Source organism: Bacillus sp. SRL543, assembly GCF_984799205.1.
The window spans coordinates 1,202,081-1,212,265 of record NZ_OZ481794.1 but is presented as its reverse complement, the minus strand read 5'-3'; the positions used below and the strand labels follow the sequence as shown (position 1 = coordinate 1,212,265).

Genomic DNA, 10,185 nt, shown 5'->3' with positions numbered 1-10,185 from the left:
CACCTCTTTCATCCTGAGCTTCAGCCAGGAAGCAGAGGCGCCCCCGGCCAAAATAAAAACCAGCCATCATAGAAAATTGGCCGGTTGCACTAGTCACTCCCAACGGTTTAAAGTGCCCAAATAAAAACCGCTCATCACAGTGTCCTATATTCGAAATATCCCCCTTGCATTTTCTGTCGAAACAGCAAATGACAAGCCAATTAAAATATATGATTCCTGTCATATTAAGTCAATATAATTTTATCTTCTACTTTGAGTATACCGAAAAATCAAACCGGATGCTGACGCCAATGTGCACCCTTGATAAAATGGTAGATTATTACCATACCCAGCCGCTGTCTGAATCTGTCGCTAAATGAGGGTTTTTGTCAATAAGATAGCATTGTCGATTGAGACAGGTATTTGTAAAATTAGGAATATATAACTAAAAAATGGAGGACAAAGCAATGGAGCATATTAAAGACCTGCTGTTCAACCTGCTGATCATTCTAATCGTCATGCTTTCTTTCCAGCTCCTTTTTGCCAGCCGCCTTCAATCGCTTTTTCTGCGCCACCGCGAATATTTTATTGCCGGCATCAGCATCATCACCGCTTCCTTGTGCCTGGTGAGTTCAATCAAGATGAACAGCAGCTTCATATTCGATCTGCGGTGGATCCCGTTCCTGCTGGGGGGGTTGTACGGAGGTCCAAGAGTGATACTCGCCCTGCTGATATTTGTCATTTTTATCCGTATTCCCCTCGGCGGGATCGGGGCTGCCTATAATATTTTAACCGGGCTGATTGCCGGCTTTATTGTATACAAGCTCCATCCATCTTTCATCCGCATGGACACCAGGGGGAAGCTGTTTACCGTTTCACTCCTGTCTTTTATCATATCCATCGCATCTTTCATGCTTCTGCTTTCCAGAGCAGGAATGGAGGAGTGCCTGGAATTCGTTGTTATCTATACAATCACTCAGACAGTAGGGACATTTCTGGCAGCCTACACCATCGAGCTGATCGTACAGAACCAGCAGCTGAACTGGGCAGTAATGAAGACAGAAAAAATGGAGGTCGTTTCCCACTTGGCTGCCAGCATCGGCCATGAAGTAAGAAATCCCCTGACCGTAACGAAAGGATTTCTTCAGTTATTAAAAGAAGAAGAACCTGATAGGGGAAAGCGCTCGTATTATTTAGAGACAGCCCTCGAAGAGCTGAACAGGGCGGAAGTAATCATCAGTGATTATTTAACATTTGCCAAACCGCATTTGGAAACAAATTCCTGTTTTTCATTAGAAGAAGAAATAAGAAAAGCGGTTGAATTGATAACCCCCTACGGGAATGCCCATTCTGTAGTAATCTATTGCGACACAGAGGAAGAAATATTAATCAAAGGGGAAGATGCAAAGTTTCAGCAATGCCTTCTCAACCTGCTCAAAAATGCCATTGAAGCAATGCCGGGCGGAGGCGTACTCTCTATATCGGCGAGACTGCAGGACGACAAAGCCGCACTCTTTATTTCTGATACTGGCAAGGGGATGACATCCGGGCAGCTCGGGAGGCTGGGCGAACCTTATTTTTCAACAAAAGAAGGTAAAGGAACGGGGCTTGGAATGATGGTGGTCTTTCGGATCATTGAGGGAATGGGCGGAAAAATAAAAGCAGAAAGCATTCTGAATAAAGGCACCTGCTTTACCATCCTGCTTCCTGCCGAAAAATCTCCTGATTAGCGGCTGATCTCACACATGTTCAAATGCGGGCGGGTACTTCACCGTCCCGCTGATTCCAGCTAGGGAGCCTTCCTTAAATTCCATCGCCATAAATACCTCTTCCGGTACAGGAAAAGGTGAAAGTATCTCAAAGACCGCAGAAGGCCGGAACCCAAATCTCGGATAATAACCTGGGTGTCCCAATACAACGGCGTGGGCAAAACCCAGAAGCTCCGCCTGTTTCAACCCTTCTTTAATAAGAAGGGATCCCATCCCTTCATTTTGGCGCTCCGGCATGACGGCTGCAGGGGCAAGCGCCAAGGTTGGGACTTCCCCCTTCCCTGTTTCAATCACCGCCCTGCTGAACATGATGTGCCCAACGATTTCCCCTCCATCTTCTGCTGCGAGGGATAGTTCAGGTATATACTCCGCTGAACTTCTTATGGCTCTGACCAGGGCGGCTTCATTTTCCCTGCCGAATGCAGCCCTGTGGACATTCTCTGCATTATTAAAATCAGCTTCCTGCTCTTTTCTGATGATCATTTTTCCTCCTGCTGGCTTTTTGCCAGCTTTTTTGATTTATCTGTACAGCTTTGCATCGCCGAAATGACCGCCGATCTGAAGCCGTGTTTTTCCAGCTCGGCCACCGCTTCTATCGTGGCACCCCCTGGCGTACATACCTGATCTTTTAATTCCCCGGGATGCCTGCCAGTCTCAAGTACCATCTTGGCTGCACCCAGCACCGCCTGGGCCGCAAGCCGGTATGATGTTTCCCTTGGCAGTCCCTGAAGGACGCCGCCGTCAGCAAGGGCCTCAATGAACATATACACATAGGCAGGCGAAGAACCGCTGATGGCAGGTATGCTGTCCATCAGCTCTTCTTCTATGAACTCTGCTTTACCAAAACTCTCGAATAGTTCAGCAGCTTCCCTCCGTTCACTTTCGGTCACCTGCCTGCTGGCAGCCAGGGCGCTCATCCCTTCCCCGGCAAGAGAGGGGGTATTGGGCATAGAACGGATTGCTTTTATTTCCCTGCCGAATGCAGACTCAAGAAACGCAAGGCTGATCCCTGCTGCGATTGTGATGATAATGGCATCCTCAGAAACACTGCCGCTGATTTCCTCAATCACTCCCTTATGAACATCAGGCTTTACAGCCAGAAATAAAAAATCAGCCTGTTCAGCTGCTTCCTTATTATTAAGGGTCACTCCGATATCATATGTATTCTTTACATAAGCAAGTGTTTTCTCCGTCCTTGCGCTGGCCATTATATCATCCGGCCGGGCCATCGCCGATTTCAGCATTCCCCCGATGATTGCCTGGGCCATTTTTCCGCATCCTATAAAACCAATTTTCTTATTCATCATTTCACTTCCCTGCATCATTGCTCCCTTTATTATACTTCCTGCCCTGCCTCATTTCCAACTTCCGGTTAGCTCTGGGTGTTAAAGGGTAAAATGGAAATGCTCCGCGCTTAACTGTGCGGAATTTCATTTTTTCTTCTGCATTATGAACTAAAGGGAGCGATTGAATAATGATGGACAGGAAACCACTGCCGCCCGGGTTTTACCGGCAGCCGACCATTGAACTTGCCCAGGCCCTTCTTGGCTGTCTATTGATAAAAGAAACACCTGATGGTACAGCCGCTGGATATATTGTTGAAACAGAAGCCTATAAAGGCCCTGAAGACAGGGCTGCCCACAGCTATAATAACCGCCGGACAAAGCGGACTGAAGTTATGTTCGCAGCCCCTGGGGCCGCCTACACATACCTCATGCACACCCACTGCCTGTTAAATGTCGTCAGCGCTGAAAAGGACAAACCGGAGGCTGTGCTCATCAGGGCCATTGAACCTGCGGAAGGAATCTCCCTGATGAAAGAGCGAAGAAAGATGGACAATCTGAAGAATCTGACTAACGGGCCCGGAAAGCTGACAAAAGCCCTCGGTGTGACGATGGACGATTATGGACGGCTTTTTTCTGAACCGCCCCTCATGCTTGCTGAAGGCTATACCCCTGATGAGATTGCTAAAGGAAAGAGGATCGGGATAGACAATTCCGGCGAAGCAAAGGACTATCCATGGCGCTACTGGATAAAAGGCAGCCCGTATGTTTCCCGTCATCAAATAGAGTCCTCATGATGGATGTTTATTCCTTATTTAACTGCATCTGCCCCGCATCATTATCTTCCTGAAGAACCACAATAGTTATGTATGGTCTTCACCATCAAAGCCCTTCATGAAGGGGAAAATATTACTAACTGGGGGTAGTCAGATGCAGCAGTTTAACCAGCAAGGACAGGCAGGAATGAACACAAATGAACAAATCCCGGCACATATGAATCATGGCGGACACGAAATGCTGGATATGAAAGAAGTCCTTTCAAGCACTGTAGCTGCAATCGATCAATTCCTTATGTTCAGCGGGCAAATCCAGGATCCGCAGCTTAAGGAAATTGCAAACCGCCAAAGGCAATTCATGATCACCCAATACAACACAATGGTTGACTGCTTCACCACCGGCCAAAAGCCGGCTGTCCCGACTACAACCTATATGATGGGCGAAACGCATGACGTCATCTACGGACTCCAGCCATCCCAGCCTGCTGCACCAAAGCAGTCGGCTTCCGAGATTGGCGACCAATGCTATTCAGGCTACCTGCTTGCTTTAATGAAAGGTGCAGCCTCCCAGCTGTCAATGGCCGCATTGGAGTGTACAAATCCAGTTGTAAGGCGTGTGCTTGCTGATAGTGTTCCCAATTATGCAGAAATGGCTTACGAGCTATTCCTCTATCAGAATCAGAAGCATTATTACCAGGTTCCCCAGCTCGCGCCGCAGGATACAGAACAGCTGCTAGGAAGCTATACCCAGGCAGGCGGACAGCAGATGATGAACCAGCCTAATATGAATACCCTTCAATAACCGCTGCAGGCGCCCCAATGGGGTGCCTGCATTTCTTTTTCCTCCCTTCAATTAATTGGAAAATGTTTTTTTAAAGCCTGCTGTTACTAAATTAAAAAAATGGGTAAAAAAGCAGAAATTAAAACACCAAATAATTGATAAAAGGCGGCGCTCCGTGTGAAAGAAATTAAAGAATCCATCAAAGAAACATTGCTTGCGATCCTTCCCGTCTCTGCGGCTGTCATATTATTGCAGCTTGTCCTGATCCAACTGCCCTTCAAAGACTTTCTTCCATTTCTCTTCGGCCTGTTCTTTGTCATCCTTGGACTGATGTTCTTCCTTATCGGCGTCAATATCGGCCTCCTTCCCATAGGTGAAATGATTGGAAAGATCCTGCCGAAGTCAAATAAAGCGTGGCTCATCATATTAACAGGCTTTATTCTCGGAATCGCCGTTACATTGGCCGAGCCTGACGTCAGGGTGCTGTCCACACAGGTTGACCAGGTGTCCGGAGGGAAGATATCGTCCGTTTCCCTCATATTGTCCGTGGCTGCAGGAGTCGGCCTTTTCGTGGCCCTTGCCATGATCCGGACCATTTACAAAATTCCTGTTACCATCATTTTGATTGCCGGCTATGCCATCGTCTTTATTGTCAGCTTCTTTCCCCTTCGTCATTTGTGCCGATTTCATTTGATGCAGGAGGCGTAACGACAGGCCCGCTCGCCGTTCCCTTCATTTTGGCACTCGGAGTAGGTGTGGCCCAGGTGTTCCGGAACAAACAATCCTCAGGCGATTCATTTGGCCTTGTCGGCCTTGCTTCCATTGGGCCGATCCTGGCCGTTCTGCTGCTGGGAGGGATCTTTAAATGATGGACAAGTTATTTCATGGATTTGGCGGCACCCTGTCAGAGGTAGCCTTCGCCCTTGCCCCCCTCCTTCTTTGTTTCATCATTTTTCAGTTATTTTTTCTGAAATTAAAGAAACAGAAGGTGTTTCAGATCCTTGCAGGATTTCTGTCTGCCTATGCGGGACTTGCCTTCTTCCTTCATGGAGTCCACCTTGGCTTCATGCCGATCGGCGAGGAAATGGGAAAAAAGCTGGGCAATCTTCCATACTCCTGGATTTTGATCCCAATCGGCTTTGTCCTCGGATTTGTCACTACATTGGCAGAACCGGCTGTGAAAATTTTAAACAAACAAGTTGAAAAAGTAACATCCGGCTATATCTCAGAAAGGATCATGCTCTTCACCCTTTCCGGAGGTGTCGGTTTATCCATTGCCCTGGCAATGCTCCGCATCCATCACGGCTTCTCTCTCTGGTATTACCTTGCACCGGGATATGCCCTCGTGCTGATCCTGATCTATTTTTCCAACAGCGGCTTTGTAAGCATCGCCTTCGATTCGGGCGGTGTTGCAACAGGGCCGATGACCGTCACTTTTATCCTGTCGATGGCCGTCGGCGCTGCCGCAGTAACAGAGGGGCGGGATCCCATGACAGATGGCTTTGGCCTGATTGCCCTGGTCGCCCTCGTACCAATCCTGGCTGTCCTGATCCTTGGCCTCCTGTTTAAAAGGAAGGAAGGTGCTTCTTAAATGACCTACAAGCTTTTCATTGCCATCGTTAAAAAAGGCACTGCCAAAAAAGCCGTCCGGCTTGCACGCGGATCCGGGCTTGCAGCCGCGGCAACTGTATATGCAAGGGGTATAGGCAAAAACGAGAAAACCTCATTTCTCGGTGTGGAGATCAACCATGAGAAAGAAGTCATCCTCATGCTGATCAAGGAAGAATATGCTGAAGGCGTCATCTCGGATGTCAGCAGCCATCTCCATTTTGAAAGGCCCGGCACAGGACTTGGATTGCTTATCAATATTAGCGGATTCATCGGCGTCCAATCACCGGAAGACCCCGCTGATGCAGAAGCAGAGGAAGGAGCGGCCAATATGAAGCCAGCCGATAAAGAATACGATTTAATTGTGACCATTGTAAAAAGCTCGGAAGCCGAAAAGATTGTAAAGGCCTCAAAAGACGCCGGAGCTGACGGGGCAACCATTATTTCCGGCAGAGGGATCGGCATCAATGAAAAAGCCACTTTATTCAATATGCTGATCGAGCCCGAAAAAGAGATTGTGCTGACCATCATCCACAGCGGCCGGACACAGGAAGTATTCCAGGCAATCTGCTATGCAGTCGAGCTGAATGTACCGGGCAATGGGATTTCCTTTATCCTTGATGTCGATAAGGTGGCAGGCATCAATCACTAAATTCCTGAGCAAATCAATATAGTAAATATCCCCATCTGTGAGAAAATAAAGTGGCAATTAAATTTCTGGGAGGTAACACTATGCCAAAAAGCTTGCAGGACACAACAAAGCTGCATAATGGAGTGGAAATGCCCTGGTTCGGACTCGGCGTTTTCAAGGTCCAGGAAGGATCTGAAGTAATTGATTCTGTCAAGGCAGCAATCAAGAACGGCTACAAGAGCATTGACACCGCAGCCATTTACGGCAACGAAGAAGGTGTGGGACAGGCTATAAAAGAATCAGGCGCCCCGCGCGAAGAACTGTTCATCACGACAAAGGTCTGGAATTCTGAACAGGGCTATGACTCTGCACTGGCGGCATTCGACGAAAGCCTTTCAAAGCTTGGCCTGGAGTATGTCGATCTGTACCTGATCCACTGGCCTGTCAAAGGCAAGTATAAAGACACTTGGAGAGCCTTAGAAAAGCTGTATAAAGATGGCAGAGTCCGTGCAATCGGGGTCAGCAACTTCCATGTCCACCATCTGGAGGATCTGCTTGAAACAGCGGAAATCGTGCCGATGGTCAACCAGGTTGAATACCACCCGCATCTGGCCCAGCTTGAGCTCCGCGAATTCTGCAAACAAAAGGGAATCCAGCTTGAAGCCTGGTCTCCTCTTAAGCAGGGACAGCTCCTTGATGAGCCTGTTATTACAGAGATTGCCGAAAAGCATAAAAAGTCCCCTGCCCAGATCATCCTGCGCTGGGACCTGCAAAATGAGGTCATCACCATCCCGAAATCAGTTAAAGAACACCGCATCATCGAAAATGCAGACATCTTTGACTTCGAGCTTTCCTCAGAAGACATGGAAAAAATCGATGCCCTCAACAAAAACGAGCGCGTCGGTGCCGATCCTGATAACTTTAATTTCTAATAATAGGCAAAAGGGGTATGGAATGGGTTCATTCTGTACCCCTTTTTGTCTTAATAGCCCTCTCAATGTGGGCTGTTGATTTCCGTTCCAGGCACTTCGCTTTCCGCGGGGCGGCGCTGAGCCTCCCTCATGAAAACGACCGTTTTCTTATAATTGCTTTGTTTTACTCCCATTTCATCTCTTGACTATAAAGAAGGGGGACGGCGTAGATGAACATTTTCATCCAAATTTTTAAGAATTTGGAAGTGGACTTTGCGTCTCAATAGACCGGATATATCAATTACCAGTTATAGGAAGTAAATTGATAATCGCACCTTTGGATCTCCACTTACGACATGGTGGTGGACCCTCCCATTTCTCTCGGCGTCTATGCGCGCAAATTCCTTCGTTCGACCTAGCCATGTGTGGATGCCGGATATGCTCCTCGGGTGGGTCTATGCCCTAATGCTCGGAATGGTGACCGGCTTATCCGTGCTTCTTCTGTCTTGATTTAGAAACAGTATAAACAAACAATACAAGAAACGGAATTTGATTTAAACAGCTACCTGTACATCAGAGAAATGTGGGATATCATGAATCATGCGTTCTTCACTGAAAGAACACTCCCGTGTTCCAATCACAAACAGGATTTTGATCAGCTTACGGCCTAAGGCAATGTAGGACTGTTTCCCCGTTAGAGGGTTTTTAGCCCTGTTTTTGTAGTGATAATGGAGGGCTTTGAACCCTTTATTGTGACAGGCCAGCGGGCGGGCGACTTGATACAGAATGGCACGCAGTCTCCGCCTTCCGCGTTTGGTAATGGTTGTCTGCCCCTTGTGCTTGCCGGATTGGTTCATCTTCAGGTTGAGTCCCGCTAATTTAATAATTTGGCGTGGATCTCGGTAATTTGAGAGGTCGCCAACCTCGGCAAAGAAGCCAACGACGGTCATAGACCCGATGCCTCTGATGTCCATCATCCTCTCCGCCCCTGGAACCTGCCGCACCAGCTCCTCCAATTCTACTTTAAGGTCTTGGAGGCGTTCTGATAACCAATGATACTGATCCACAAGATATAGAATCTCCTTGCGGGCCATCCGGAGACCAGTGGTCATTCCAACGCTTGAGGCGGCCGCCTGCTTAAGGCGGGATATCTTCGACATTGGAGTATTCTGGGCCACCGGCTTTACTTCTTTAAGAAGTTCTTCTTCTGTCTTTTGCTGAATATCTTCGGGCAGATAACCGCACTTCAAGAATTGTAGCGCTGCTTTGCCGTTCCATTCTTTAAAGACTGTTAAGAATTCAGGGAAATACCGATCCAGCACATTATGCATTTGTGCTTTAATCGAAGACAGGTCCTCTTGAATCATGTCAAACAGTTTGATTCCTTCACGAAGCTCTGCATATAACCCCTCAGGTAAGATAGGTTCATGATAACGGCCCGCACGTATGACCTGGGCGATTACTTTGGCGTCCTTCGTGTCATTTTTGGTGGGGGAATCATCATCCAGCTCTTTCGATTTTTTGACCTTCATCGGGTTTACAACGACGGTTTTTTCCCCTTTAGCTTTAAGAAAATAGGCTAAATTCAACCAATAATGGCCTGTGGGCTCCATGCCTATCATCAAGTTTGGACGACCTGTTTCCTGGCTTAGTTGCCTTGCCCACTGAAGTAAAAGGTTGAATCCTTCTAACGAGTTAGGGAAAACTAGCCGTTTGGATAAATCGATACCGCGGTCATCAATGGCCCGGGCCACATGATTGTACTTGGCGATATCGATTCCAATGATCAGTGTGTGTTCAGTAATTTGCCTAAGTCGTTCATTTTGTGTAATATCCATAGTAGAAGTCTCCCTTCGGTACTTAATTCGAGGTCATGCATGACACTCTCTATCGTACCAGGGGGACTTTTTTTATGCACATCGCAGAAATCCCGAAAAGTAACCCAATTACTTTATTACAGGAATGCTCCTCGTCGTACCTCCTGCGGGGTCTCAGCTTTGCCGCTGCAATCCCGCAGGAGTCTACGTGCCTTCCACTCCAATCAACAGGCTTATCAAACTTTTTTTCATTCTAACCCAGCTAATACAAATCGCTTTTTGATGTAATCAGTAACTTTAACTTCGTCCAGCCAGTTAGCAAAATATAACTGTTTATCTCCCCCTGCAAAGGGAAAGGAATAGTATCAAACCTAAGGAGGACTAATCCATGAGCAAAAGAAATTCCCTGACTGGGGTAGTGGCACTGGGTGCACTTGCATATATGTTCAGGAACAAGGAATCTCGGGATAAGGTTATGAATAAGGTAAAGTCTACAGTCGGTGAAGACAATATCAGCAAAATCAAATCGAAACTTCCTTTTCTCAATTCTGACCAAGGGAATATCCGCCAGGACCATTCAGCCCCGGCTTATGTCGACAGATAATAAATGACCAAATCATGAGGCAGCTC

The 10,185-nt window shown here is 47.4% G+C and carries 11 protein-coding genes, 1 pseudogene and 1 riboswitch; of the genes and pseudogenes, 9 read left to right on the top strand and 3 right to left on the bottom strand.

Features of this window, described 5'->3' with window-relative positions; translation table 11 throughout:
• Nucleotides 1-69 precede the first annotated feature (69 nt).
• Nucleotides 70-154, bottom strand: a riboswitch (cyclic di-GMP riboswitch).
• 34 nt (nucleotides 155-188) lie between these two features.
• Complete coding sequence (locus AC4E8B_RS06315) at nucleotides 189-359, top strand: hypothetical protein (RefSeq protein ID WP_490217720.1); 171 nt, start codon at nucleotides 189-191, stop codon at nucleotides 357-359.
• Nucleotides 360-446: 87 nt separating this feature from the next.
• Nucleotides 447-1,709, top strand: coding sequence for an ATP-binding protein (locus tag AC4E8B_RS06310; protein WP_490217719.1), 1,263 nt, complete (start codon nucleotides 447-449; stop codon nucleotides 1,707-1,709).
• Nucleotides 1,710-1,718: 9 nt separating this feature from the next.
• Here AC4E8B_RS06310 and AC4E8B_RS06305 read toward each other — a convergent pair whose 3' ends face one another.
• Together AC4E8B_RS06305 and proC are read right to left on the bottom strand one after the other, a co-directional pair.
• Nucleotides 1,719-2,231 carry a GNAT family N-acetyltransferase gene (locus AC4E8B_RS06305; RefSeq protein ID WP_490217717.1) on the bottom strand — a complete coding sequence of 171 codons (513 nt, stop codon included), beginning with the start codon at nucleotides 2,229-2,231 and terminating at the stop codon, nucleotides 1,719-1,721.
• Nucleotides 2,228-3,052 (bottom strand): pyrroline-5-carboxylate reductase, encoded by an 825-nt coding sequence (gene proC / locus AC4E8B_RS06300; protein ID WP_490219532.1) that lies wholly within the window; start codon nucleotides 3,050-3,052, stop codon nucleotides 2,228-2,230. The genes AC4E8B_RS06305 and proC overlap by 4 nt, the downstream gene beginning before the upstream one ends.
• Before the next feature lie 170 nt (nucleotides 3,053-3,222).
• On the opposite strand from proC, the gene AC4E8B_RS06295 reads away from it, so the two are divergent.
• The 6 genes and pseudogenes from AC4E8B_RS06295 to AC4E8B_RS06270 all read left to right on the top strand — a co-directional run bounded on the left by AC4E8B_RS06295 (nucleotide 3,223) and on the right by AC4E8B_RS06270 (nucleotide 7,759).
• Nucleotides 3,223-3,828 (top strand): DNA-3-methyladenine glycosylase, encoded by a 606-nt coding sequence (locus AC4E8B_RS06295; protein ID WP_490217715.1) that lies wholly within the window; start codon nucleotides 3,223-3,225, stop codon nucleotides 3,826-3,828.
• Nucleotides 3,829-3,961: 133 nt separating this feature from the next.
• Entirely contained in the window at nucleotides 3,962-4,609 is a 648-nt protein-coding gene (locus tag AC4E8B_RS06290) for a spore coat protein (RefSeq protein ID WP_490217714.1), read from the top strand.
• A 156-nt stretch (nucleotides 4,610-4,765) separates the two neighbouring features.
• Nucleotides 4,766-5,457: pseudogene (locus tag AC4E8B_RS06285) on the top strand (DUF1538 domain-containing protein).
• Nucleotides 5,454-6,179: a DUF1538 domain-containing protein gene (locus AC4E8B_RS06280; protein ID WP_490217712.1), complete on the top strand. Its 726-nt coding sequence runs from the start codon at nucleotides 5,454-5,456 to the stop codon at nucleotides 6,177-6,179. The pseudogene AC4E8B_RS06285 and the gene AC4E8B_RS06280 overlap by 4 nt, the downstream one beginning before the upstream one ends.
• Complete coding sequence (locus tag AC4E8B_RS06275) at nucleotides 6,180-6,848, top strand: P-II family nitrogen regulator (RefSeq protein WP_490217710.1); 669 nt, start codon at nucleotides 6,180-6,182, stop codon at nucleotides 6,846-6,848.
• An 80-nt stretch (nucleotides 6,849-6,928) separates the two neighbouring features.
• On the top strand, nucleotides 6,929-7,759 hold the full coding sequence (locus tag AC4E8B_RS06270; protein ID WP_490217709.1) for an aldo/keto reductase: 831 nt from the start codon (nucleotides 6,929-6,931) through the stop codon (nucleotides 7,757-7,759).
• 533 nt (nucleotides 7,760-8,292) lie between these two features.
• Here AC4E8B_RS06270 and AC4E8B_RS06265 read toward each other — a convergent pair.
• Nucleotides 8,293-9,576, bottom strand: coding sequence for an IS110 family RNA-guided transposase (locus AC4E8B_RS06265; RefSeq protein WP_490215983.1), 1,284 nt, complete (start codon nucleotides 9,574-9,576; stop codon nucleotides 8,293-8,295).
• 367 nt (nucleotides 9,577-9,943) lie between these two features.
• Here AC4E8B_RS06265 and AC4E8B_RS06260 point away from each other — a divergent pair, with 367 nt between their 5' ends.
• Nucleotides 9,944-10,159, top strand: a complete 216-nt coding sequence (locus AC4E8B_RS06260; RefSeq protein WP_490217707.1) for a hypothetical protein — start codon at nucleotides 9,944-9,946, stop codon at nucleotides 10,157-10,159.
• The last annotated feature ends 26 nt before the right edge of the window (nucleotides 10,160-10,185 follow it).

Coding starts and splice junctions, on each gene's coding strand:
- AC4E8B_RS06315 (WP_490217720.1), top strand. CDS start 189: ATGACAAGCCAATTAAAATATATGATTCCTGTCATATTAAGTCAATAT.
- AC4E8B_RS06310 (WP_490217719.1), top strand. CDS start 447: ATGGAGCATATTAAAGACCTGCTGTTCAACCTGCTGATCATTCTAATC.
- AC4E8B_RS06305 (WP_490217717.1), bottom strand. CDS start 2,231: ATGATCATCAGAAAAGAGCAGGAAGCTGATTTTAATAATGCAGAGAAT.
- proC (WP_490219532.1), bottom strand. CDS start 3,052: ATGAATAAGAAAATTGGTTTTATAGGATGCGGAAAAATGGCCCAGGCA.
- AC4E8B_RS06295 (WP_490217715.1), top strand. CDS start 3,223: ATGATGGACAGGAAACCACTGCCGCCCGGGTTTTACCGGCAGCCGACC.
- AC4E8B_RS06290 (WP_490217714.1), top strand. CDS start 3,962: ATGCAGCAGTTTAACCAGCAAGGACAGGCAGGAATGAACACAAATGAA.
- AC4E8B_RS06280 (WP_490217712.1), top strand. CDS start 5,454: ATGATGGACAAGTTATTTCATGGATTTGGCGGCACCCTGTCAGAGGTA.
- AC4E8B_RS06275 (WP_490217710.1), top strand. CDS start 6,180: ATGACCTACAAGCTTTTCATTGCCATCGTTAAAAAAGGCACTGCCAAA.
- AC4E8B_RS06270 (WP_490217709.1), top strand. CDS start 6,929: ATGCCAAAAAGCTTGCAGGACACAACAAAGCTGCATAATGGAGTGGAA.
- AC4E8B_RS06265 (WP_490215983.1), bottom strand. CDS start 9,576: ATGGATATTACACAAAATGAACGACTTAGGCAAATTACTGAACACACA.
- AC4E8B_RS06260 (WP_490217707.1), top strand. CDS start 9,944: ATGAGCAAAAGAAATTCCCTGACTGGGGTAGTGGCACTGGGTGCACTT.